Source organism: Nocardioides stalactiti, from assembly GCF_014180715.1.
Classification (GTDB): Bacteria; Actinomycetota; Actinomycetes; order Propionibacteriales; family Nocardioidaceae; genus Nocardioides; species Nocardioides stalactiti.
Map to the genome: position 1 here is coordinate 25,592 of NZ_JACEFC010000019.1, position 22,926 is coordinate 48,517.

A 22,926-nucleotide genomic window follows, 5' to 3' on the forward strand; every position below is an offset into this window, starting at 1 on the left:
CCTGATCGCGCTACGGGTGTCCTTCCCCTCCCTGCCCGAGCGACCTACGCTCGCGCCTCCGCACCTGCACCTCGCTACTGGTGCCGCTTCGACCTCGGGGGAACTTCATGCGCGTCGCGATGCTCAAACAGGCCACTCGAGCGGCGCTTGCAGTCGCCGCCATGCTGGGCGCCGCCACGATGGCGGCGCCCGCCACGACGACTGAGGGCGCCGCGACCCTCGACGCCGTCGCCAAGCCCCGATCGGACTTCGGCGGCGGCAAGTCGACGCCAGTGAGCCCACGGGAGCGACGATCCTTCCATCGAGTCAACTCGTTCCTTGCGAGCCTGAGCGGCGATCTCGGTGCCCATCGCCGAGAGCTCGCCGAGCACGGCCTCCAGATTGTCAGCGATATCCCCACCATCGCCCCGACGGCGACCGACAACGGTGATATCTCGCTTCCCCGCCCGTACGTCCTCTACAACACCCAACAGCACCGCTACTTCGTCACAGCGAGCTTCGAGTGGAAGTCCTCGGCGGACTACTGGTACTTCGACGGCAACTGCAGCAGCGCAGACAACGCGTGCAACGTCGGCGGCAAGGACGGATTCGGCTTCCGGTTCAACCGCCGGGTCATCAACCGGGTCGTCGAGGCCGCGTTCTGTGGCCGGGACAACGTCGGTCGGAACTGGTCGCAGTTCGGCTGCTTCGAACCGACCAACCCGGAGGAGAACTCTTCGCAGGGTGCCACCTACCGCGCCCAGGACAAGCTCTACGAGACGGTCGTCAACCCTGACTACAACCTGCACACAGGTGTCATCTCGATGGGGATCGACGTGATCCCGTGTGGGAGGACACTCCAGATCTTCAGTCGTTACGGACATGGTTGGGACGACACGTCCCTGACCGGCTTCGATGTCTCGCTGAGCGGCTTCGGGATGCAGTGGTCGGACTCCGACGACCACTGGGTGGCGTCGAGCCAGTCGGGGACCTGGACACGCGCGTGTTGAACGCCCGGTGGTGGCCGACGCAGGCCAGCACACGCGGCTACCGTTCGAGCGTGAGACTCCTTCTCTTCGTGCTGTTGGCCGTCCCCATGCTCACCGCCTGCGAGGACGAGGCTGATGCGACCACACTGGTCGTCTCCGGATCGGTCGATCTCTGCGACGCCGACCTGAAGGCCTGCCAGGTCCTGCCGGCACGAGGGGCCGACGTCGAGGTGCTCAGCGGCGGCGAGGTGGTGGAGTCGAGCGTCCTGGACGACGAAGGGCGCCTCGAATTGGATGTCGAGGCGGGGACCTACACCGCGACGATCTCCTATCCCGACCTCGATCTCGCCTCAGGAGCGCCCGCTTCGGCGTCGGTGACCCTGACCGAGGGAGAGACGGGCGAGCTGGACGTGATGATCGAGGTGGCGCTCACACCTGGTCAAGGAAGCGGTCCATGACGCGGGCGCCGAACTGGAGGGCGTCGACGGGGACGCGTTCGTCGACGCCGTGGAACAGCGCGGTGAAGTCGAGGTCCTCCGGGAGGCGGAGGGGCGTGAAGCCGTAGGTCCGCATGCCGAGGCTGCGGAAGTGCTTGGCGTCGGTGCCGCCGCTCATCAGGTACGGCGCCACGAGGGCGTCGGGGTCCTCCGCGACCAGGCTGCGGGTCATCGCGTCGACGAGCGCACCGTCGTACGGGGTCTCCCAGGGGGCCTGGTTGGACACGTAGTCGACGCTGATGTCCTCGCCGCACAGCTCGGCGAGCGTCGCGAAGAACTCGTCCTCGTAGCCGGGCAGGGTGCGGCCGTCGATGTGGGCGGTGGCCTCGGTCGGGATCACGTTGACCTTGTAGCCGGCGGACAGCATCGTCGGGTTCGTCGTGTTGCTGAGGACGGCGCCGAGCATCCGGGTGGCGCCCCCGAACTCCTCGACCAGAGCGCGGGCGTTCTCCGGCGTGACGTCGGTCCCGACCAGGGCACCGACCGTGCCGAGCAGCGTCCGCATGGTCGGGGTGAGCCGCACCGGCCACTCGTAGGCACCGATCCGCGCGACCGCCGCCGCGATCTGGGTGACCGCGTTGTCGGGGTTGATCATCGACCCATGACCGGCCCGGCCGCGGGCAGTCAGCCGCATCCACGCCATGCCCTTCTCAGCCGCCTCGATCAGGTACAGCCGGCGGCCGCGGACCGTCGTGCTCCAGCCGCCCACCTCGCCGACCGCCTCGGTGCAGCCCTCGAACAGGTCCCGGTGGTCCCGGACCAGCAGCTCGGCACCGAGGTGTCCCCCGGCCTCCTCGTCGGCGGTGAAGCAGAGCACCGTCGGCCGGCTCGGCACCCGCCCGCTGCGCTGACGCTCCCGCACCACCGACAGCAGCATCGCGTCGAAGTCCTTCATGTCGACGGCGCCGCGCCCCCACACGTAGCCGCCCTGGACCTCGCCGCTGAGCGGGTGGACGGTCCAGTCCTCCGCCGCAGCCGGTACGACGTCGAGGTGCCCGTGGAGGAGCAGCGCGTCGTGCCGCGTCCCGTCACCGCCCCACCGGGCGACGACGTTGGTCCGGCCGGGTGCGGTCTCGATGATCCGCGCCTCGATGCCGACCTCCTCCAGCAGCGCGGCGACGTGCTCGGCAGCCTTGCGCTCCCCCGGCCCGCTGTCGGACCCGTCGTTGGTCGTGTCGATGCGGATCAGGTCCCGGCAGATGTCGACGACCTCGTCCATGGCGCCATCCTGGCACGCGGCTCGCGACAGCCCGCTCCGCCGGCGTCGGTCAGCCGCAGCTGATGGCCGCTGGGTCGATCGCGTCCCGCGTCGCGACCGGGTCGGTGTCGGCACCGCAGTCGACGCGGGTGTCCTTCTCGCCGTCCTTGGCGATCACGGTGTCGGAACCGGTGCTCCCCGAGTGCCAGTCCGCGCCGGGCCCGCCGAGCAGGTAGTCGTTGGCCGCCCCGCCGTTGAGCACGTCGTCGGCCGCGCCCCCGCAGAGCCGGTCGGCGCCCGCGTTCCCGTTGATGGTGTCGGCGCCGCCCTGTCCGAGGATCGTGTCGCCCGCGCCGGTGCCGTTGATCGTGTCAGCCCCGTTGGTCCCGATGATCGTCGGGACCCGGCCGCCACAGAGGTTCCGCTTCCCGGCCATGAGGAACGACCAGATCCGCGACTCCTGGCCGCTGATCACGTGTCCGCCGTTCGTGACGAGGATGAGCTGGTAGCTGGCGCACGCGGCGCCGTGGCCGCTGAGGTCGTAGACCCTCGCCGTTCGACCGGACACCGTGTAGGTCTGTTTCAGCACCCCGTTGTTGGGACCGCCGGTCTGGTCGGTGAAGCAGCCGTGCTGGCGCGCCCAGTACTGCATCGGCCAGAACACCCGCCAGTCGACGTCCCAGTCCACAGGGTTGTGGTACGCCGCCGTCGGCGGCGGAGCGACGGCGGCGTCGTTGGTGCCGTGGAGGTGGATCATCCGCGCGGAGCTGGCGTGCCGCACCGGGTCGCTGTTCTCCGCGCACTCCGGGTCGTCGCCCTGGCAGTAGACGAGGCCCGCGTTGACGGCGACGCCGGCGATCAGGTCACGGGTCGAGCTCCGCATCAGCAGGTAGTACGGCATGAACGCGCCGCGCGACGAGCCGCCGACGAAGATCCGCGCCTTGTCGACCGACGCACACGTCCGCAGCTGGGTGATGATGTGGCTGAGGAACTGGCTGTCGTACGGCGTCCCGGGGACGTCGCCGGCCCGGTGGTTCCACGTCTGGTTCGTGCCGTTGGGCGTGACGATGATGGCCCCGGACGGGTCGGTCGACGGCCAGAAGGCGCTGGCCCGCCCGGCGCCCGTCCCGCCGTCGCCGTGGAGCCAGATGAGGACCGGCCGCCCGGTCGCCGGCGCGGCGGTCGACGGGATCCGCCAGTAGTAGGTGTGGGTCGCACCGTCGGAGGTCTGGAGGTTGGTCTGCCCGGTCCCGGCCCCACTGCCGCAGACGGCGGGGGCGAGCCTCGACGCACGCTCGGACGCGGGCTCGGGAACAGCGACCGCCGCCGGTGGCGCGGCCGCCGACGGACTCGACGTCGGGGCGGCGAGCGTGGCGGCGCCCGCCAGGGCGGCCGAGGCGAGGGCCGCGAGGCGGTGCGCGGGTCGTGGCATGGGAGTCCCCCCGGGGAGGTGCGGGTGCTGGCGACGCTAGGCCACGGGCGAGCCCGGTCGCGGCGAAATCGCAGGACCTTTACCCACCTCCGTCGGTACCGTCGCCTGGTGATCGACGACGTCACCCCGGACGCGGCCGAGGCGCTCCTCGCGGCGGCCCGGCTGCTGCACGACTTCAACGCCGAGTACGACGAGCCGGCCCCGGAGCCGGAGGTCCTCGCGGGTTTCCTCCGCGCGCGCCTCGCCGACGGCGGCACGATCCTGCTCCTCGCCAGGGACGACGCGGGCGACCCGGTCGGCGTCGCCGCGGTCCGGCTCCAGCGGTCGTTGTGGAGCGACGCGTTCGAGGCGTACCTGGCCGAGCTGTACGTCGTACCGCCGCGGCGTGGGGAGGGCTTCGGGCGTGCCCTCCTGGCGGCGGTGCTGGACGGCTCCCGCGCGGCGGGTGCCGACTACGTCTTCCTGGTCACCAGCGAGGAGGACGTCTCCGCCCAGCGCGCCTACGAGGCCGCGGGCTTCCGCCGTACCGAGGCCGAAGGCGGCCCGACGATGTGGGCCTACGAGCAGGAGCTCTGACGCGGCGCCCGCCACAACGCACGAGGACAAGTGAGAACAACGCTGGATTTATTCTCACTTATCAGGATAAGTGAGAATAACTACCGCCCGACATCGCCACCCTGGTTCCTGCGCTGCCGAACGATCTCCTGGCCGAGTGCGATCGTGCCGTTCGTGCCATCGCGGCCGTCGACGCCACCCGCGGCGAGCACCTGCGTCCGCTGACCACTCTGCTGCTCCGGGCCGAGTCCGTCGCGTCCTCGAAGATCGAGCACGAGGAAGCGAGCATCGACGACTTCGCGCGCGCCCTCCACGGCGTCCGAGCCAACAGCTCCGCGACCGCGATGGTGGCCGCCGCAGGCGCGATGGACCGCCTTCTCGCCGGCCGGCTCTCCGTGTCCGCGATCACCGACGCCCACCGACGGCTGATGACGGACGACGCTGCCGAGCAGCCGTACGCCGGCCGGTGGCGCGACGTCCAGAACTGGATCGGCGGGTCGGACCACTCCCCGCGCAACGCGCTCTACGTCCCTCCGCCGCCCGACCTCGTCGGCCCCAGGATGGCCGATCTCCTGACCTTCGCCACCCGCGACGACGTACCCGTCGTCGGACAAGCGGCGATCGCCCACGCCCAGTTCGAGTCGATCCACCCCTTCACCGACGGCAACGGACGGGTGGGGCGCGCCGTCGCCGCTGCCGTCCTCCGCCAACGCGGCGTGGCACGGCGGGTCGTCATCCCGATCGCGTCGGCACTCGTCGCCCGTCGCGACCACTACTTCGCGACCCTCGGCGACTACCGCGCAGGGGACGCGGGCCCGATCATCCGCGCGTTCGCGCGGTCCGCGACGGTGGCCGCCGAGGAGGCGGCCGTCACCGCCGACCGACTCGCCGAGATGCCCGCCGACTGGCGCAGCCGCGCCGGAGAGCCGCGGGCCGGGAGCGCCGCCGCGGTGGTGCTCGACTCCCTCACCGCCGTACCGGTCCTGACCGCCGACGACATCGAGCAACGCCTGGGGCTCACGACGGCCGCCTCCTACCGGGCGATCGAGCGGCTCGCCACCACCGGGGTCATCGCACCGCTCACCCAGCGCACCCGCAACCAGATCTGGGGCGCCAGCGACCTGCTCGCCGAGCTCGACGACCTCGGCAGCCGGATCGCCGCCCGCGCGGTCGAAGCCCTCTGACTCCGTGCCGCTATCGTGCGGCCGTGGGATCCCGACAGGTCAAGGTGCCGATGCTCGTCGTGGCGCTGTTGTGCCTCGTGGCGGCGCTGGCCGGCGCCGCGCTGCTCTTCTCCGACGGCGGCCAGCCCGTCGGGTTCGCCCTGCTCGGCTTCTTCGGCGCGGGCGCCTTCGTGCTCGGACGCAAGGCACTCGGCCTTGGTTGAGCGCTCGGGGACCGGGCGCCGACGGACGCGGGTGGCTGTCGTCGCCCTCTCCCTGCTCCTCGTCGCCTGCAGCGACGGGGACGATGACACCGACGCGAGCGACTCCCCGTCGACCGAGAGGCCCGCACCGGGCGTCGTGGTCGTCCACGACCCGGTCGGCGACACCCAGGATGCCGGCGGCGACCCGGTCAACATCGATGTCGAGAAGACGCGGATCGAGTACGACGAGCGCGGTCTCGTCATCGAGGTGGTCTACACCGAGCCGCTCGAGCCGGCCTCGGGTCCCGCCGAGCTCATCATCCAGGTCAACTCGAAGAGCTCCTTCGACGACAAGGTCCTCAAGTGGGCCGACGGCGACCGTCCCTGGATCGCCGGCGAGGACGGCGTCCGCACCGGCTGCCGCCCCGCCGCGAAGGTCGACCGGAAGGAAGGCATCGTCGTCCTCACGATCCCGCCGACCCGACGCTGCCTCGACGACCTTCCTCAGGAGGTCGAGGTCTCTCCCATGGCATGGCGCGGCAACAGCCAGGACGACCTCGAGAACGTGACGGTCCGCCTGCCCCGGAGCGCGCGGAACTAGCCCCGGGCGACGGGGGGATCCTCACCGCCGTCGATGGAAGCGGATGTCGCCGTTGCTGAGGATCTCGTAGCTGAATCGTCGGTCGTGGAACCGGTGGTGGTGCCACACGCAGGCCAGCACCCCGTCGCCGAGGTCGGTCTTGCCGCCCTCGGACCAGGGCTTGAGATGGTGGGCCTCGCACCACGTCGCGGGAATCGTGCAGCCCTCGGCGCGACACCGTTGGTCGCGCAGCCGCATCGCCTTGTGCTGGGCTCGGGAGTAGAGCCGCTTGCTGCGGCCGAGGTCGAGGATCTCGCCCTCCCCGCCGAGAACGACGGGGATGATCCGGGCGCTGCACGCCAACCGGCGGATCGCAGAGGCGGACAGGTTGTCACCGGCGGACAGGTCCGCGTCGATCAAGCCACCGGTGGCCAGGTCGGCGGTGAGCGACTCCACCGAGACGGTCACCATCACGGTCGTCGCGTCGCCACCATGAACCGGGAGCTGCCTCGGGTCAAGGTGCTCCAGCAGGCCGCAGAACGCCTGCCCGAGCTTGCGCGAGTGCGGGATCCGGTCCTCCTCGCCGCCCAGCGCATCGGCACTCTTGCGCGGAGAGGCGAAGGCCTCGAGGTAGGTCAGCAACCGGGCCATCAGGGCCTCCGGGATCACGATCCGTCCGCGGCTGGTGCCGTCGCCGAGGTTGCGGTAGCTGAACCGCGTCTTCTCCCACGCGGACCGCTCCTCCTCCTCCAACCGGCGAGCCTCCTCAGCCTCGGCGATCTCCGGGGCGACCACGTGCAACAGATGGCGCACGATCCGGCGCAGCTCGGCCGGACGGTGGACCGCCGCCAGACCGACCAGGTGCTCCTCTGCCCGTGCGATCACGTCGAGACCGACGTGGGTAGGGAGCGCCTCCAGGCCCGCGACCATCACCCGCGCCTGCTCCAACGACACCGCGCCCGAGGCCATCCCGGCCTGGACCCGCTGCCAGCGCGACGCGACCGCCACCGCCAGGTGGGCCTCAGCGCGGGACGCTCCGACGTCGGCCTGGGTCTGGAAGGCCAGCCACCCCGCCACGTCGCGGGCCGCATCCGCATCGGCCACCTCGCCGCACTCGGCGACCACCCGCAACCGCAGCTCGGCCACTCGCCGCGCCACCTTCTCCAACGCCACCACCGCCGCCCGCTTGTCCGCCGGCGAGGCATACACCGGCTGGGCGTCGACGACCTCGTCCAACGCAGCCAGCATCGACTCCGCGCACGCCACGATCGGATGCTGCGGCGACACAGGCTGAGCAACCACGACGACCCCTCACGAGCACGGCGAACAACGACGATGAAGCCGGTTGCCTGGTGCCGGGGAGTCCTAGAACTGAATCTCGTGGACGGCTACCGCCATCGTACATATGTTCGAACGCGGAGTCCAGGGCGCCCGCAAGAATCTCCCGATCGCTACGGGGCGGTCGCCACGACGTTGGCGGTCAGGCGCCGGCCAGGTCGGCCGCCGGCTCCGCCTCGCGTCGACCGCGGTAGGTGCTGACGAAGTCGACCCGGAGCCACTTCGAGAACGGGTCGCAGGCCTCCGTCAACAGCTCCTCGGCCACCTCGGGCGGGGTCTCGGTCGGGATCTGCACCAGGCGACAGGTCGACCGGTCGCTCAGCACGAGGATCAAGGTCCGGGTGCGGTACTCCGCGGGCACCCGGGCCTCGCTCTGGTCCCAGTCGTCGCTGATGTAGGCGTAACGCGTGATGGTCGGGAGCCCGGCCGGCCAGCGCTGGACCAGGTCGAGCACCTCGTTGGACACCCCGGCCCCGGACGGCCACCAGCCGCCGCCGTAGGGACGCCGTGTCAGGTCCTTCGGTTGGAGACGAAGAGACGGTGCTGCGATGGTGGCCATGACGGCCTCTCCGGTCGCCTATTCACCGCGCGGCCTGAGGGCGCGCCGGAGACGACAGCACTCTCGACAGTACCACCGTGAAAATGACCCCGGCCCCGGTCTCCGTGAGACGGAGATCGGGGCCGATCTGGTGTCCGAGGGGGGACTTGAACCCCCACGCCCTAATACGGGCACTAGCACCTCAATGCAGATAGGACGTGATCTCAGGTCGTCGGCCAGGTCCGACAATGGTTCCGCGTCTCGGATGCGGTCGTCCCTGTGGTCCTGAGTTGTCCACGTTGGTACGGATTCTGTGACATCCCCGTGACACTGGAGGCCCCCGGTCTCCCGATTCCCCGGCGCGCCTGTCCGCGCTGTTCGCTGGGCGTTCCGTCAACCAGGCATGGTCTGCGCCAGACTTTTCGTTTACAGATTTCGTTCGGGTGCCGAGGACGTCGACAGGCATCATGGCCCGGTCCGGATCCATCGAGGAGGTCCCGTGTTCCCTGAACCGCTTCCGCTGCTACGCACCGGCGTCGTCGGCAACTTCCAGATGCTTGCCGACCCTCCACGCGAGGAGTACTTCGACGGGCACGTTCAACTCGGCCCCGATGCTGCCGTCATCGCCGTATTGGCCGGTACGGAAAAGGACCCGGGAGCCAAGTGGGTCGACGATCTGTCCAACAGCAATACCGTCTTCGGCATCACCGAGGCCGGAACAGTTCTCGCGCCGATCCGGTCCTACCGTCGCAGTTCGACGCACGGTGAAGTGCGCGCCGAGGTTGTGCGTTGGCACGCCAGCAACATGTTGATCAACGCCCCGCACGAAGAGGTGGACGACGACACCGTTGCCGCAACGAAACTGTTCTACCTCGGCCTCGGTTCATGGTCTGGCCGTCCCGGACACGTGGACGAGCCGATCAGCGACGACGGCGAGCCAGGCTGGCGCATCGAGGTGCGCAGCGAGCAGGAGCGAAACGTTTCGCTCGACGCGGACTTCAACCTGACGATCGAGCACGGATGGACCCTTACTGGACCGCCCGATATCCGGTCCATTAGTCGACCGCTCAAGATCGGGTTCCGGTCCAACCATCGTCGGCCCCTCTCCGAACATGTCGTCCGCCTCGATGCCGTTCACGGACTGCTGTCCGTGGCGCACTGGAAGCCCGTGACTGCGGCCACGGGGATCGCTCAACTCGACCCGGACTCGCGCAAGCGTGCGGTGCTTTGGGACGACACGATGACGAACGAAACAGTCGAGCCGGACTCGAACGAGTTCCCAATTTTCACGCTCGCTGACATCAACGACCTCGAAGGTCTCGCGGCCTGGGTGACGATCTGCCTGACCCGACCCCGCGCCGTCACGCCGATCGTCCGACACCGCCTGTTCCAGAACCAGACACCTGAGTCTCGACTCCTCTCTACGGCTGCCGCGTTCGAGTACTGGACTGCCAGTAACGCTCGCAACCCGAAGGCCCGATGGGCAAGGAAGGTCCGCGAGCACCGGGTGCCCAGCGCGATCAGTGCATCTGTGAGCGACAACTGGTCGAATTGGATCGGCGACGCTAGTCGGTGGGCCGAGTTGTTTTATGGCACCTACATCCAGTTGAAGCACACAGCGCAGGCGGCGGACCTAGACGTTGTTGACGCGCTGGAGTATTCGGGTCGCTGGCTGCTGACGGCCTCGATCCTCGACCAGTGCGCAGGTTCGTCTGCCCCGTCCGAGCGGATCTTCTCGGGGAACGGTCTGCGATACCCAGCACCGAACCGCGTGCGCGCTGTGCTCGACCACGCCCCGATCCCGTCGACCGCGCATCGTTGAGGGCTGTCGTGCATCCGAACACCCCCAAGCGACTGGAACGCTTCGCCGAGACCCACCGCCAGGTCGGTGCTATCTGCCACGCAGGCAACTGGATGGAGTCTCACTTGGAGATTGCCGTGTCCGAACTTGCAGGCACCGACGATCTTTCGGCCACCCAGGGCGATCGAGCGTCTGCACTCATCACCAAACTCAAGGAACTGCTGAACGAGGGCGTTGTCGCGGACGACGCCGTCGAGTCCGGGCTGCGCAACCTGCTTTCAAGGATCAGTGCGGCGATGAGCACGCGCGACCAAATCGTCCACTCCACGTGGCTCTACACGAATCAGACAAAGCCCGGTCACATTACCGGGCTCCGGTGGAGGAAGCGTGGAGAGCAGCGGCAGGACTGGAGCGCCGACCAACTTGAACAGGTCCGGGAAGACCTCGAAGCCCTCGCGGACGAACTGAGCAGTGCCGCGTGGAATGCCACCAGGCCGCCTAACGAATGGATCTGAACCGGCACCGACAGGGCCCAACAGCCGGGGAACTCGGTATCCCCGATTTCGCCCCGGCCTTCGATCTCCGCGATTAGGTTGCCCCGCATGAGCCCGAAACTTCGCATGGTCGTCGCTGGGCTGGTGGCGCTCACTCTCGGATCTCTCTCTGCATGCGGTGACGACGACAAGGAGAAGTCGTCCGAGTCACCGTCCGCCTCGTCACCACCAACATCGACGTCGTCGCCGTCGCCGTCGCCATCTCCCACCTCAACCCCGACGTTCAGGCCGACCTACGGCCCCATCGCGGAGTACTTGGACGAGTACTTGCCCAAAAAATTCCCGGTTCGGGATCGCTATGTCCAGGAAGTCACGACGTTCGATCAGGATGACTTCTTCGCGGCGACCTGCATTTTTGTCGATAACACTCAGTTGCGTGGAGCGTCCCGAAGGAACCAGGTCAACAGGATCGCCAACGATTTCCCCGGCAAGTACAACGACGACGAAGTGCTCGCCGAAGTGCTGCTGGACGCCATCATCGAGGGCTGCTGGGAGACAGGTTTGGCAGAGCGCCCGTGGATGTTCGATCCCCAGGACTACGGAAAGTTCCGCGACGTGCTCGACGCTCTCAACGATGCTGGGTTCGGTCACTCGTACATCGAACGGGCCCAGACCCCCGAGCCACCCGTCGCCGACTCATGCCGCGCGATCAGTGGCGAGAAACCAGGCAACTTCTTCTACCGCTCAGATCGCCGGTCCTGGATGAAGGTATTGACCAAGCAAGGCGCTAACGAGTGGGGTTGGACCGAGCGACAGGCAACGAGATTCGTCGACGTGGTGTTCGAGGCCTGCCTCAAGACCGGCCACTCCAAGCCCTACGTACCGCCAGTGCCCTCGATCGGCAACGGTATCTGGACCATCGGTCGCGACAAACCACCCGGCACCTACAGGTCGAACGGCGTCTCGTCCAACTGCTACTGGGCGATCTACCGCTCAGGCAGCAACGGCCAGGACATCATCGCCAACGACCTGCCGTCAGGCGGCTTCCCGACGGTCACCCTCAGCCTCGGTCAAGACTTCGACACCGATGGGTGCGGCGTCTGGAAGAAGATCGGATAGACCCTCCGACGGCACCCGGCTCCCTCGACACGTAACCGAGCATGCATCACGAGACCGTGGTGATGTCCCGCGATTCGCAGCGATCGTCTGACGTGAGGCACTGTGCGTGCCATCGTCGTCTGAGACTGCACGCGACCAAGGGACACCAGCATGATCGGCAGAAATTTCCGGATCGGACGCTGCGCTCTTGCGCTGCTGTGGTGCGCGTCCCTAGTCGCTGTTGCCATTCCCGCCCATGCTGCGGACGGTACGGGCGTACCAGTCATCAAGAGTCCTGCTTCGCGCGCCACAGTCCCGGCGGGGTGGACTGGACCGATCACGGTGGACTTCACCCACGCGAGGCCTCGTGAGTACTGGATCACCTTGGAGTGCACCTACGACAACACCAACGACTTGCAGCAGTATCACTGGTCTGACGACTCATTCACTGTCGTCAGTGCCACCACCAATCTCTCGTGGAACATCCCCCCGATCACTGGGCGCAGCGATTGCGAACTCGTTCTCGGATCACCGTCCCCCGGTACCGAACTGATCCATCGCTTCTTCTCAACTGACGGTCCGTACATGACCGACGACGGATCGACGGAAGTCTTCTATCCGATCGTTCAGGACCGATACCTCGACACCGCTCAGATTCGCTGGTCGTTTAATCACGGCTATCTGGCGGGCACCGAGGACATTTTCTACTCGATCAGCACGCACGACGATCCCGAGTTCGGCGGCTTCAGTGGACGCATCCAAGGGCATCTCACCCAGATCACTTGGGACGGGCGTGACCGTAACAATCGGTGGGCGAGACCGGGGAATTACTTGTTCTCGTTCACTACCCATGACGGCCACGGCTCACTGCAACGCTTCACGGTGCCCGTCGAGGTCGCGACATCACGAACTCGCCACCACTTCGACAAGAGTTTCAAGCCAGCGATCTACAACCGCATCGCATTTGCAAGCCGTGGCGCGTGCGACCACCGAGTCGCCTCCGCACGACCCGACTCGGTCGTGTTGCAATGCAGAGGAGGTGCCAGCATCACGGCCACGATGACCTTCAACGTGCCGAAGGATGCCGAGAACCTTCGGGTCGTCGTGGCGGGACGAACTCTGTGCTGTAGCCCTGGAGAGGTCACGAAAAGGTGGTCACGACCAGAGCGGGACACGGTCAAGGCCACCACGCGGGTCACCAATCGCCGGGGTTACCGCCTCGACTCCGTCCGGCTTCAGTACGACTACTTCACGCGCATCTAGGGTTCCGAACGGTTCAGGTTTGGGCTGATGCGCGGGCACCACCTCGCGCCCGGCTCCCCCACGTTGGCGAGGTCCACAGCCCACTGCGGCGCGGAGTCGAGCGGCTCACCCCAGCAGTCGGCCACGAGGCACGCCTCCGAGAAGGCCAAGGTGCCCTTGCGGGCGCGCAGGTGGAGGACCCGGTGCACGAACCGGTCCACCTGTTCGTCTTCGGTCACAGCCCCTCCTCCTGCATGAGTGCGTCGAGGTCGGCGAGCATGTGCAGCACTCCGACCTCGACCCGCTGCGGTGCCCCCAGGCCGTCCAGGAACGAGGCGAGGCTGGCAACCTTGGTCGCTGCGATCACAGCACCTTGGCGGCGGTCGAGCACGTCGCGCATGGCCTGCCGCCACAGCACCTCGGTCCGCTCTCGCCACAGGTGCCGCAACTCCTCGCGATCAATCTGCGGCACCTCTCCGTAGGTCTCCCGCACGCATCGCATGGCGCTCTGGGGGGTCGCCAGGCCGACGGTCTTGGCGCACTGGTCCCAGGTGGCACCGCCGAGTCGCATAGCCCACACCTGTTCGGCGCGCTCGCGGGCGTCGGCGCGCACCTTCCGCACAGGCTGCGGTGCGGACGTCACGGTCTGGTTGTCGTCGCTCACTGCGTGGCTCCATATCCCCAGATTTCGGCCCGCACACGGACGGCTTTGGCCTGGTCGGCCCGACGCTGCTCAACACGGGCCAGGGCCTCGGCCCGTTCGCGCTCGATCCGCTCGGCGTGCTCCGGGGTGCCGGGCCGCATTGGCGCAGCGATGTAGCCGAACCGTTCGTCGTAGCCGGGGTGGTCGGCGGGTGCTACCTCCGCGTAAAGCCGGAATGCCGGGTCGGGGCCGTTGCCCATCGGCTGGTCGTAGCCCAGGAGCACGTTGTAGCCGGGGCCTCGCTGGTCCTCGTAGAACGTCTTCGACAGCCGTCCACTGAGTCCACCTCGGCGCACCCACTGCGCCGAGCAGGTGCCGCACAAGGGAGCCGGGGAGCCGTCTGCCCACTTCATGCCCTCGTTGACCCAACCCGTCGCGAGCCGGATCGAGCACCAAGCGCACGGCCCCGACGCGCAGGGGTGCGGGTTGAGACCGGCCTCAGAGCGGAGGGCAGGGAGTGCCTCCACCGCCTTGCGCAACTTGCGCTTGTTGACGTGGCCCCAGGCCCGTTCAGGCTCGGTGTGCGGCTGAGCGTCGAGGAGGTCGCGGAAGTTCGCCACCGCCACCTGGGTGGCGATCAGTCCGGCGTCGGAGAACCCGATCTCGAACCCCAACAACTCCGCGACCGCAGCCCGCACACGGCTCTGGATCGTGGTGCCTGACCGGCACGCGCGGTGGGTCCGCCAGGGCTGGGAGTAGGGCGCGGAGGTCCCGCACGGCCCACCGCAACGCGAGCACGGCGTGAACGTCTTCACGTCGGCGGCGTCACCCGCCCAGGCGCGGCCCTCCATCGCCGCCATGACCTCGGCGCGCGACATAGGCCGGTAGGGCTTGCCGGTGCCGGGGTCGATCGGCGGCGAGTCCGGAGCGAGAGTGATCCGCGCGCTACGGCGCTTGCGCCGGTTGGCCTCGCGGCCCTCTCGGATCTCACGCTGGCGGACGGTCTCGCCCTTGGGCTTCCGGTTCGGTCGAGGCACCGTCGTCTCCTTCTGTTGGTCGGCGCGGCCCTGGTGTGCGGCGGGCAGGTGTTCGCGACGGACGGGGATCGGTCCGAAGTGCTTCGGGGTATCGGGGCGGAAGTCCACTAGTCAACGTCGCTCTCGTGGCACTGCTCGTGAGCGCGGGCGACGACGGTCACGGTCTTCATTTCGTAGACGAGGGCCACCTCGTCCTCGGGGGCAACGTGGCCGTGGCAGTACAGACACCGCCGCTCCTCGGGGTACCGCTCGGCCAGGCACCCGCCGCAGACCACTGCCGGGTCGGGTGCGAGCACGAACCACGGCGCGTTCGGGTCGCGCTTGAGCGACTGGCAGCCGATCAGCCGGGGCCGGGACCACCAGCCCGCCAGGGTCGCCGCCAAACGAGGGTTAGGAGGTGCCGGACTGATACCCAGCGCATCAGCGAGCGCCCACGTCACCGAGGTCATGCGACACCTCCAGGGGGCACTGGAGCGGCGCAAGGAAGATCGGTCGGTGTCGACACCATTCGGAGGTGTCGAGCCCGACGCGGTGGGAACCCAGCTGCGGCGAGGGCACGGTCGATCACCTCGCGTGCATCCTCGACCGACGCACGGTTGTCGCCGCTGACGACGACCGTGACGACGGGATAGGTCATGACGTCTCCTCCTCGATCTGGCTGCGCTTGTCCTCGTACGACTGCGCCGTAGGCAGGTCGCGAACCATCTGCTCGGCCTCCTCGAACATCAGCGGCCCTCCGGCGCTGGTGTAGGCCAACAAGCGCGCCGCAATGCCCTCGACTGCGGTGGCATCAGCACCGGCCTGCTCGCCGATCAGGCGGAGCCGTTCACGGTCGGCATCGCGGTGGAAGTTGCCGACACCACCGGTCCCGGTGGAGGCGGGCTCGGTCACCGGCTCCAGGTAGTCGGCAACGACGTCGGGGAGGTCACCCGCTACATGCACCTGGTTCAGCCAAGCGGTCGGGTTCTTCACGCCTCGGTCTCGACGGAGGTGGTCGCAGAACGCTTCCACAGCCTCCTCCTCGATCCCCAGTACGGCGAGTTCGCGCGTGAGGAATGACGTAGGACGGCTAGTAGTGGTGGCTCGGTGGCTCGGTGGCTCGGTTGTAGGCACCACGCTGCCGGAGTTCGTGCCGGAGTTCGTGCCGGAGTTCGCGCCGGAGTTCTTCGACTGAGGCACCACGCTGCCGGAGTGCGTTTCGGTCAACTCGGGCAACTCGATGCCGGAGTTCAGCGAGGTGAGGTGATAGGTGGTGCCCTTGGCCGAGGATCCCTGGCCGCCACCTCGACGGCCTTCGATCAGCACGCCGGCCTCGACTCCAGCCTTGAGGGCGTAGCGCACGGAGCGCTCGCAGAGCCCCGTCCGGCGTGACAGCGTTGACACCGTCGGCCAAGCGTTCTCACCCGTCTTGTTGTCGCAGAACTTGAGGAGTGCAAGCACCACGGCAGCCTGAGCCGCTGTCAGACGACCTTCACCAATCGCTGTGTACACCGCCTCGATCCATTCGAACGGCCGGAAGCGGCTCGTCACTGGTCGACCCCGAGCACGTCCTTGAGCAGTACAGGCACGACGACGCGCACTGCGCCACCCAAGCGAACGGTCGGCACCTTGCCCGTCCGTGCGAGCCGGTAACCGTGTGCCCGAGAGCAGCGGAGCACTGCGCACAGGCTCGGCTCCGTGGGGTGGTAGACCGGGATCGTCACCGACCCCTCTCGCAAGTCAGCGAGGGTGACGGTCGGGAGGTCTGCGACCGGCGTCTCTGTAGTGGTCTGCACAGGTTCAGCGTGGCACTTCGTGGACCCAAAGATCTAGGTGTAGAGTTTGGGTCATGAAGACAGCCCGCCCTGAATGGTCGGTCGCACCGTTCCGGATCCTGCGGTCGAGCCTGGGCAGCCACCAGCGCCCGATCGGCCCTCCCGCGAGCCCGGAGAACGAACTCGCCGTCGAGGTCACTGGAGCAAGGATCACGGACCGGGAGCGCAACCTGATCTACGAGGCCACGATCGAGCGCGGCCCGTCAGGCGCGTACCTGACGGGCCTCACGATCCTCACCACCCGCAAGGGCCAGCGGATCGACCAGTCGATGATCCGCGCCGTCCCGGTTCAGCGGATCGCGGAAGCCGTCGGCCTGCACCTCATCGAACAGGAGAAGGAAGGCATGGCGGTTTTCAACTCGCGGACTCCAATGCTCCCCGGCGAGAGGCCCAGTCCACAAGAGATCGCAGCCCTCTGGCGGCAGGGGAAGCGGCGCAAGGACCTGATCACCCACTTCTCACCCGTCAGCCCGTTCACCATCGACGACTGGATTCGCGAGACCCGCGACCTCGGCCTGATCCCGATGGCCACCACAGGCCGCAAGCGACAGCCACCCACCAAAACCCGGCGAGCGCCCAAGCCCGCCACCACCGAAAAGGAGAACCAGGAGTGACAGTCAACACACAGGGCCCGGGAGACCTGGGCCGACGACACCCGGAGGTGCCCACGTGCGTCTCCTGCAGCAAAGGGGGTCGGAGTCCACGTTGGTCTCCGGTGCTCCGCCGTGGTGAGGTGACGGGCTACACCTGCCAGCACTGTCCGAAGTACGACGAACCGATCCGGCGCATGGTCAACGGTGCTGGCGTCCGCTACCGGACCACGCTCGACATGGGCACCGATGCCCAGGGGCGGCGCAAGCAGGAGACCCGGCTCCACGACACGCTCTCCGACGCCCGCGAGCACGTGCGGGTCCGGGGCGCGGCGTTGCGGGCGGAGCGGAAGTCCGGTCGGGTGATAGCCGACCGGATCTCGTTGAACACGTTGTGTGATCGGTGGCTGGAATCGCGACGTGGCGAGATCCGGGAGGTGACCCGCGAGACCTACTCCCACGCCCTCAAGCCCGTCCGTCGCCGCCTCGGGGACCGCATGGTCGACACCATCACCCACGCCGACGTGGTCGGCCTCCGGACGTGGCTGGTCCGCGAGGGTGGCCGCACTGGTCAGGGCCTCGGCGAGCACGCCGCCAAGGCTTCGCTCACCGCCCTCAAGCAGGTGCTCGACCACGGTGTCCGAATCGAGCGCATCGTCTCCGAGAACGTGGCCCGTGGAGTCAAGCCCCCGAAGGTGCTCCACGCCGATGACGAGGGGCTGGAGCGCTGGACGGCGGAGGAGTTGGTCAAGTTCACCCGGACCGCCGACGCCGATCCGCTGGGTGCTGCCTTCCGCCTCTCGACTCTCGGTCTCCGGCGTGAGGAAGTGCTGGGCCTCACCTGGGACGCCGTCGACTTCGAAGGGGGCACCGTCACCATCCGGCAGACCCGCGTGGCCGTCTCCTCCAGCACTGACCCGCGCCGATGGATGCTCGGTCCGGTGAAGTCGGCGGCGTCGAAGCGGACCATCCGGCCCGACTCGATCCAGCCGGGAACGATGAAGGCGCTCAAGGCCCTGCGACTGGCGTCTCTGATTGACCGCCGGGCAAACCCGGCGGGCCTGGTCGCGGTGGACGCTGCTGGTCAGCCGGTGGTTCCGAAGTCGTTCTCAGACCGGTTCGCGCTGCTCGCGGGTGAGGCCGGGGTGCCGGTGATCCGGCACCACTCCACGCGGCACACAGTGGCCTACCTGCTCCACGACGCCGGGGTGCCGCCGGTCCGAGCGGCGGCTTTCCTGGGGCACACGCTGGCGGTCCACCTGAGCGTCTACCTGTTCGCTCGGGAAGACGACGTGGACCAGGCCGGGGATGCCCTCGGCGGGGTGCTGGCGCGGGCCGTCAGCGGCTCCTAGCCAATGCATCCGTGACATTCACCGTGACATTCAACGGCGAAGGCCCCTCCTCGGTGATAGCGAGGAGGGGCCTTCGGTCCGTGTTTGCGCTGGTCAGCGCTGGTGTCCGAGGGGGGACTTGAACCCCCACGCCCTAATACGGGCACTAGCACCTCAAGCTAGCGCGTCTGCCAATTCCGCCACCCGGACGAGTGCGGGGAAACGTTAGCAAAGGTCGGCCCGGGAGGCCGCATCGGGGCCACTTCCGCACCACCGTTGCAGCACCCCCGCCGCGGTCGACTTGAACGGGGCTGTCGGCCCTGTCACGGTGGAGATGCCTTTGCTGTCTATCTCGGAAAGCAGCCGATGCTGACTCTCACTGAGAACGCCTGCACGATCGTCAAGCGCTACACCGACCACCCGGACACGCCTGCGGAGGCCGGGTTGCGGATCACCAGCAGCTCGGAGACCCAGCTCGCGGTGACCACTGCGGACGAGCCGGTCGCAGGTGACCAGCTCGTCGAGCAGGACGGCGCCCGGGTCTACCTGGACTCGGCTGCGGCCGAACAGCTGGACGACAAGGTCCTCGACGCGGGGATCGACGCGTCCGGCAACGTCGAGTTCGGGCTCCTCAACCAGGCCTGAGGCCCCACCCGGGACCGACCCTGGGGCTCCGCCCAGGACACCAGCGCGGGTCAGCCGCGGCGCAGGGCCTCGGCGGCCCGGTCGGCCGCGAGCGCCCGCTCGTGGATCGTCGCCCGGGGATCCGCGGCCAGCCTCAGGAGGGCATCGGCCAGCCGCGGATTCCGCCCACGGGAGGGGGTGGGGTTTCCCGGGCCCACGGGAGCACGCGCCGCCTCGACGGAGGATTCGAGGTTGCGGGCCCAGTGGCTGAGCCGCGACGCCGACCACTCCTCACGCAGGGTGGCCTGCGGGATTCGCTCGGTGGTCGTCGTGGTCATGCCCTACTAACGCGAGGTTCTCGACGGGGCTAGCGGGACTTTGGTCCCGATTGTTGCCCGGACGCCTGGCCCTCGGGTCAGATCTTGAGGCCCCATCCGGCGAGCGCCACCGCCGGGTCGGTCGGCTCGCCGCCGACGTGCACCTCGAGGTGCAGGTGCGGGCCGGTCGAGTTGCCCGTGCTGCCGACCGCGCCGATGACGTCCCCGGCCGAGACCTGCTGGCCGACCGAGACGTTCTGCGCGGACTGGTGGCAGTACCAGACCTCGGTGCCGTCCTCGAGCTCCAGGACGGTCTTGTTGCCGTAAGCGCCGTCGTAGCCGACCTCGGTGACGACCGCGTCGCCGACCGCGAGCAGCGCCGTGCCCTCGGGGGCGGCGAAGTCGAGACCGGTGTGGTCGCTGGACCAGAGGCTGCCGGCGTTGCCGAACGTCGCGGTGATCCGGTAGCCGTGGACGGGCAGCACCTTGACCAGCGGCGTGGGCCGCACGGTCAGGCCCTGCACGATGTGGACCTTCTTGCCGGCCTTCGGGCCGGGGGCGTTGGCCGACACGAGCCAGGCGGGTGTGTTCTGCTCGGCAGCGGCAGCGGCTTCCGGGACCCCGAGAACAGAGCACGCCATCGCACCGATCAGCACGGGCGCGGCGACCGCACGACGGACTCGGCGGGTGGTGGTGGACTGCTTCTTCACGACGCTTCCTTTGGCTTGCGAAGTGCTTACTTTTGCAAGCACTGCTCCACAAGTGAGCCAAAGTCAGACCGTCGGTTTCAAGTTCTGCAGGCGTCGCGTGTGACCCAGCCCACTAGAACGCGTTCCAGTTACCGCTCAGTCACGTGCCTTTCCGCGACCGAGGTCACACGGACGGTAAAGACCCGGAAGGGGTACGCCGGAGCGGGTCGCGGACCACTCAGCGGCGGTGCGCCCAGGTGGTCACCTGACTGCGCGTCGGCACCCACGGCTCGTAGCGCAGGTGCATCCCCGCCTCGACCGGCGTGCGGTTCCCCTTGCGACTGTTGCAGCGCCCGCAGGCAGCCACCGTGTTGAGCCAGGTCCAGGTGCCGCCGCGGGAGCGCGGCACCAGGTGGTCGATCGTGGTGGCGTGCGCCCCGCAGTAGGCGCAGCGGTACTGGTCCCGGCGCAGGACCCCCTCGCGGCCGTACGCCGCCGGCCGGTACATCCAGCTCGCGACGACGTAGCGCACCAGCCGCAGCACCTTGGGCCACGGGTGGGGCCCGATCCGCCGGTCCTCGTCGGCCTCGTGCACGACGGCGACGCCGCGGAAGAGCATCCGCACCGCGTGCGGGAACGAGACCACGTCGTGCGGCTCGTAGGAGGCGTTGAGCAGCACGACCGGAGCGTGAGCCACGTGGGTCATCGCGCCTCCTCCTCCGCGTGCCGCTGCACGATCATCGCCGCGTCGTTGCCGGGTGGTTGCCGGGTGATTGCCGGGTGATTGCCGCACCCTAAGCATGGCTCATGCGCGCGCCACCAGGGTTTCGTCGAAGTTGCCGCAATATTCTTCGAAGCGTGGATCGGTTGCGTATCGCGTTCGTCCCCGGCGTGACGCCGGACAAGTGGGCCAAGGTCTGGCGGGAGCGCCACCCGCGGATCCCGCTCGACCTGCTGCCGGTCGAGGAGGAGCAGGCCCGATCCGCTCTCGACGACGGTACGGCGGACCTGGCCCTGGTCCGGCTCCCGGTGGACCTCGATCGCCCCACTCCCCTGCACCGGGTCGTGCTGTACGAGGAGGTCCCGGTGGTGGTCGCCGCCGCCGACCACTTCATCGCCGCGGCGGACGAGGTCGGCACGGAGGACCTGGCCGAGGAGCAGCTGGTACTCCCCGAACGGTCGGGGTGGCGGCCCACCGTCGACCAGCTGACCTTCCCCCCGATGTCGGTGAAGGACGCGATCGAGACCGCTGCCGCCGGGACGGGCGTCGCGGTCCTGCCGATGGCGATCGCGCGGCTCCACCACCGCAAGGACGTCGTCCATCGGCCGGTGCGCGACCTGCCGCCCACCGAGGTGGCGCTCGTCTGGCGCCGCGAGGACGACAGCCCGATCCACCAGGACTTCGTGGGCATCACCCGCGGCCGCCGTTCCGGCAGCGGACGCGGCTGAACCCGCGACAGCTCCGGGGAGCTGCCGCGGGTCCTCACCGAGCCCACGGGTCACACGGCGTAGAAGTAGTCGCAGCCGTAGAACTCGTCGCCCGGGTCCGTGGCGTCGTAGTAGACGGTGTCGTAGCCGGGGCCGCACTTGATGAGGTCGGCGTTGCCGTCGGCGTAGACGTAGAGGTAGTCGTCGCCGTAGCCGGCCCGCACCACGTCCGGCCCGAAGCCCGGCACCAGGGTGTCGTTGCCGTCGTTGCCCCAGAGCCGGTCGCCGCCGCCGACACCGGCGATGTAGTCGCCGTCGGGACCTCCGTAGAGCCGGTCGCGGCCGTCGGCGCCGTCGAGGTAGTCGTAGCCGTAGCCGCCGTAGATGTTGTCGGGCCCGGCGTAGCCGTAGAGGCTGTCGTCGCCCTCGTAGCCGTAGATGTCGTCCTGGTAGGACGAGCCGTACAGCGTGTCGTTGAGGTGGCCGCCGACGACGGTGATGGCGGACGCGGGGCTGGCGGTGAAGGCAGCGACGCCGGCAACGGCGGCCGCACCCAGGGTGATGATTCGGATGGCACGCATGATGTCTCCTTCGGGTTGTGGCCCGCCGCTGCGGCCGGCCTCATCCACGGGATGCATCTCGCCCCGGGTCCAGTTCCCGGATCCGCGAAAGTTTTTTCAGGAGAAGTTCCAGGTCTGCTTCGCGAGCAGGTCACGGGCGCGCGCGATCCGCGATCGCACCGTCCCGACGGGGACGCCGAGCCGCTCGGCGATCTCGTCGTAGCCGAGGCCGTCGAACTCGCGCAGGATCAGCGCCTCGCGGTAGGGCTCGGGCACCCGGTCGAGCGCCTGGCGCACGGCGTGCTCGTCGGCGACGACCGAGCTGAGCCGGCGGCTGAACGCCGCCAGCTCGGGGACCTCCTCGCCGCTGGGCTCGGTCTTGCGCTGCTTGCGCCGCAGCACCTGCAGCGCCTCGTTGCGCGCGATCGCGCGCACCCAGGTCTGGAACCGCGAGCGCCCCTCGAACTGGGCGATGTTCTCCAGCACCGCGATCAGGGTCAGCTGGGCGGCGTCCTCGATGTCGGCGGGATCGATGAGCAGGCTCGTGATCGCCGGCTGTGCGATCCGGTGCCGGTGGACCAGCTCCAGCAGCAGCTCGGTCGCCGGCAGTGCACCGGTCGCTGCGAGCGCACCGAGGCCGTCGAGGATCGCGATCCGCTCCTCGGCGCCGGCACCGGCGTAGTCCGCGGCAAGCGCGCCACGCGCGGCGGCGTCGCCCTGGGCGGCGGCCTGCAACAGGTGGGGGTCGGTCATCGGGTGCTCCCGGCATGGTCGATGGCAAGGACG

The 22,926-nt window shown here is 68.6% G+C and carries 29 protein-coding genes and 1 tRNA gene; 14 read left to right on the plus strand and 16 right to left on the minus strand.

Annotated elements, in window-relative coordinates; genetic code table 11:
• Positions 1-161 precede the first annotated feature (161 nt).
• Positions 162-989, plus strand: a complete 828-nt coding sequence (locus H0487_RS05945) for a hypothetical protein (protein WP_183093304.1) — start codon at positions 162-164, stop codon at positions 987-989.
• Between the two features lie 50 nt (positions 990-1,039).
• Positions 1,040-1,426, plus strand: coding sequence for a hypothetical protein (locus H0487_RS05950; protein WP_183093305.1), 387 nt, complete (start codon positions 1,040-1,042; stop codon positions 1,424-1,426).
• On the opposite strand, the gene H0487_RS05955 is transcribed toward H0487_RS05950, so the two are convergent.
• Complete coding sequence (locus H0487_RS05955) at positions 1,398-2,684, minus strand: M20/M25/M40 family metallo-hydrolase (RefSeq protein ID WP_183093306.1); 1,287 nt, start codon at positions 2,682-2,684, stop codon at positions 1,398-1,400. The genes H0487_RS05950 and H0487_RS05955 overlap by 29 nt on opposite strands.
• Positions 2,685-2,733: 49 nt before the next feature.
• Positions 2,734-4,095 (minus strand): hypothetical protein, encoded by a 1,362-nt coding sequence (locus H0487_RS05960; protein WP_183093307.1) that lies wholly within the window; start codon positions 4,093-4,095, stop codon positions 2,734-2,736.
• 108 nt (positions 4,096-4,203) lie between these two features.
• Between H0487_RS05960 and H0487_RS05965 the strand changes: the two genes are divergently transcribed.
• Positions 4,204-4,671, plus strand: coding sequence for a GNAT family N-acetyltransferase (locus H0487_RS05965; RefSeq protein ID WP_183093308.1), 468 nt, complete (start codon positions 4,204-4,206; stop codon positions 4,669-4,671).
• Between the two features lie 80 nt (positions 4,672-4,751).
• On the opposite strand, the gene H0487_RS22870 is transcribed toward H0487_RS05965, so the two are convergent.
• Positions 4,752-4,964, minus strand: a complete 213-nt coding sequence (locus H0487_RS22870) for a hypothetical protein (RefSeq protein WP_220793121.1) — start codon at positions 4,962-4,964, stop codon at positions 4,752-4,754.
• Positions 4,965-5,015: 51 nt separating this feature from the next.
• Between H0487_RS22870 and H0487_RS05970 the strand changes: the two genes are divergently transcribed.
• Genes H0487_RS05970 through H0487_RS05980 form a run of 3 tightly spaced genes read left to right on the plus strand, consistent with a single transcriptional unit; the run spans position 5,016 to position 6,617 of the window.
• Complete coding sequence (locus H0487_RS05970) at positions 5,016-5,834, plus strand: Fic family protein (RefSeq protein WP_220793122.1); 819 nt, start codon at positions 5,016-5,018, stop codon at positions 5,832-5,834.
• Between the two features lie 23 nt (positions 5,835-5,857).
• Positions 5,858-6,037, plus strand: coding sequence for a hypothetical protein (locus H0487_RS05975; protein WP_183093309.1), 180 nt, complete (start codon positions 5,858-5,860; stop codon positions 6,035-6,037).
• A 31-nt stretch (positions 6,038-6,068) separates the two neighbouring features.
• The gene (locus H0487_RS05980; protein ID WP_183093310.1) at positions 6,069-6,617 is read left to right on the plus strand and encodes a hypothetical protein; all 549 of its coding nucleotides are present in this window, start codon (positions 6,069-6,071) and stop codon (positions 6,615-6,617) included.
• A 21-nt stretch (positions 6,618-6,638) separates the two neighbouring features.
• On the opposite strand, the gene H0487_RS05985 is transcribed toward H0487_RS05980, so the two are convergent.
• Complete coding sequence (locus tag H0487_RS05985; RefSeq protein ID WP_312855837.1) at positions 6,639-7,862, minus strand: HNH endonuclease signature motif containing protein; 1,224 nt, start codon at positions 7,860-7,862, stop codon at positions 6,639-6,641.
• Between the two features lie 214 nt (positions 7,863-8,076).
• The gene (locus H0487_RS05990; RefSeq protein WP_183093311.1) at positions 8,077-8,493 is read right to left on the minus strand and encodes a DUF5994 family protein; all 417 of its coding nucleotides are present in this window, start codon (positions 8,491-8,493) and stop codon (positions 8,077-8,079) included.
• 478 nt (positions 8,494-8,971) lie between these two features.
• Here H0487_RS05990 and H0487_RS05995 point away from each other — a divergent pair, with 478 nt between their 5' ends.
• The 4 genes from H0487_RS05995 (at position 8,972) to H0487_RS06010 (ending at position 13,128) form a co-directional block, all read left to right on the plus strand.
• Positions 8,972-10,294: an ApeA N-terminal domain 1-containing protein gene (locus H0487_RS05995; RefSeq protein ID WP_183093312.1), complete on the plus strand. Its 1,323-nt coding sequence runs from the start codon at positions 8,972-8,974 to the stop codon at positions 10,292-10,294.
• A gap of 8 nt (positions 10,295-10,302) precedes the next feature.
• Positions 10,303-10,788 (plus strand): hypothetical protein, encoded by a 486-nt coding sequence (locus tag H0487_RS06000; protein WP_183093313.1) that lies wholly within the window; start codon positions 10,303-10,305, stop codon positions 10,786-10,788.
• An 87-nt stretch (positions 10,789-10,875) separates the two neighbouring features.
• Positions 10,876-11,886 (plus strand): Rv1352/Rv1906c domain-containing protein, encoded by a 1,011-nt coding sequence (locus tag H0487_RS06005; protein WP_183093314.1) that lies wholly within the window; start codon positions 10,876-10,878, stop codon positions 11,884-11,886.
• Between the two features lie 321 nt (positions 11,887-12,207).
• On the plus strand, positions 12,208-13,128 hold the full coding sequence (locus tag H0487_RS06010) for a hypothetical protein (RefSeq protein ID WP_183093315.1): 921 nt from the start codon (positions 12,208-12,210) through the stop codon (positions 13,126-13,128).
• On the opposite strand, the gene H0487_RS06015 is transcribed toward H0487_RS06010, so the two are convergent.
• From H0487_RS06015 to H0487_RS06035, 5 genes are all read right to left on the minus strand, one after another.
• Complete coding sequence (locus H0487_RS06015; protein WP_183093316.1) at positions 13,125-13,346, minus strand: hypothetical protein; 222 nt, start codon at positions 13,344-13,346, stop codon at positions 13,125-13,127. The two genes, H0487_RS06010 and H0487_RS06015, sit on opposite strands and share 4 nt — an antisense overlap.
• Positions 13,343-13,771: a hypothetical protein gene (locus tag H0487_RS06020; RefSeq protein ID WP_183093317.1), complete on the minus strand. Its 429-nt coding sequence runs from the start codon at positions 13,769-13,771 to the stop codon at positions 13,343-13,345. The genes H0487_RS06015 and H0487_RS06020 overlap by 4 nt, the downstream gene beginning before the upstream one ends.
• The gene (locus H0487_RS06025; RefSeq protein ID WP_183093318.1) at positions 13,768-14,787 is read right to left on the minus strand and encodes a hypothetical protein; all 1,020 of its coding nucleotides are present in this window, start codon (positions 14,785-14,787) and stop codon (positions 13,768-13,770) included. The genes H0487_RS06020 and H0487_RS06025 overlap by 4 nt, the downstream gene beginning before the upstream one ends.
• A gap of 107 nt (positions 14,788-14,894) precedes the next feature.
• Positions 14,895-15,236: a hypothetical protein gene (locus H0487_RS06030; protein ID WP_183093319.1), complete on the minus strand. Its 342-nt coding sequence runs from the start codon at positions 15,234-15,236 to the stop codon at positions 14,895-14,897.
• Between the two features lie 184 nt (positions 15,237-15,420).
• Positions 15,421-16,317, minus strand: a complete 897-nt coding sequence (locus tag H0487_RS06035) for a helix-turn-helix domain-containing protein (protein WP_183093320.1) — start codon at positions 16,315-16,317, stop codon at positions 15,421-15,423.
• A gap of 298 nt (positions 16,318-16,615) precedes the next feature.
• Between H0487_RS06035 and H0487_RS06040 the strand changes: the two genes are divergently transcribed.
• Together H0487_RS06040 and H0487_RS06045 are read left to right on the plus strand one after the other, a co-directional pair.
• Positions 16,616-17,215, plus strand: a complete 600-nt coding sequence (locus H0487_RS06040) for a hypothetical protein (RefSeq protein WP_183093321.1) — start codon at positions 16,616-16,618, stop codon at positions 17,213-17,215.
• A 119-nt stretch (positions 17,216-17,334) separates the two neighbouring features.
• A complete protein-coding gene (locus H0487_RS06045) occupies positions 17,335-18,543 on the plus strand; it encodes a site-specific integrase (RefSeq protein ID WP_183093322.1) in 1,209 nt (402 codons plus the stop codon).
• 100 nt (positions 18,544-18,643) lie between these two features.
• Here H0487_RS06045 and H0487_RS06050 read toward each other — a convergent pair.
• Positions 18,644-18,732: transfer RNA gene (locus H0487_RS06050), tRNA-Leu, on the minus strand.
• Positions 18,733-18,888: 156 nt separating this feature from the next.
• On the opposite strand from H0487_RS06050, the gene H0487_RS06055 reads away from it, so the two are divergent.
• Complete coding sequence (locus tag H0487_RS06055) at positions 18,889-19,167, plus strand: Fe-S cluster assembly protein HesB (RefSeq protein ID WP_183093323.1); 279 nt, start codon at positions 18,889-18,891, stop codon at positions 19,165-19,167.
• A gap of 50 nt (positions 19,168-19,217) precedes the next feature.
• Here the strand turns inward: H0487_RS06055 and H0487_RS06060 are convergent, their stop codons facing one another.
• The 3 genes from H0487_RS06060 to H0487_RS06070 form a co-directional block, all read right to left on the minus strand.
• The gene (locus H0487_RS06060; protein WP_183093324.1) at positions 19,218-19,484 is read right to left on the minus strand and encodes a hypothetical protein; all 267 of its coding nucleotides are present in this window, start codon (positions 19,482-19,484) and stop codon (positions 19,218-19,220) included.
• A gap of 77 nt (positions 19,485-19,561) precedes the next feature.
• The gene (locus H0487_RS06065; protein ID WP_220793123.1) at positions 19,562-20,173 is read right to left on the minus strand and encodes a M23 family metallopeptidase; all 612 of its coding nucleotides are present in this window, start codon (positions 20,171-20,173) and stop codon (positions 19,562-19,564) included.
• 217 nt (positions 20,174-20,390) lie between these two features.
• Positions 20,391-20,858 (minus strand): HNH endonuclease, encoded by a 468-nt coding sequence (locus H0487_RS06070; protein WP_183093325.1) that lies wholly within the window; start codon positions 20,856-20,858, stop codon positions 20,391-20,393.
• 152 nt (positions 20,859-21,010) lie between these two features.
• On the opposite strand from H0487_RS06070, the gene H0487_RS06075 reads away from it, so the two are divergent.
• On the plus strand, positions 21,011-21,601 hold the full coding sequence (locus tag H0487_RS06075) for a LysR substrate-binding domain-containing protein (protein WP_312855838.1): 591 nt from the start codon (positions 21,011-21,013) through the stop codon (positions 21,599-21,601).
• A 50-nt stretch (positions 21,602-21,651) separates the two neighbouring features.
• On the opposite strand, the gene H0487_RS06080 is transcribed toward H0487_RS06075, so the two are convergent.
• Together H0487_RS06080 and H0487_RS06085 are read right to left on the minus strand one after the other, a co-directional pair.
• Complete coding sequence (locus H0487_RS06080) at positions 21,652-22,161, minus strand: calcium-binding protein (protein WP_183093327.1); 510 nt, start codon at positions 22,159-22,161, stop codon at positions 21,652-21,654.
• 96 nt (positions 22,162-22,257) lie between these two features.
• A partial coding sequence (locus H0487_RS06085) for an RNA polymerase sigma factor (RefSeq protein ID WP_220793124.1) occupies positions 22,258-22,926 on the minus strand: 669 nt, incomplete at its 5' end.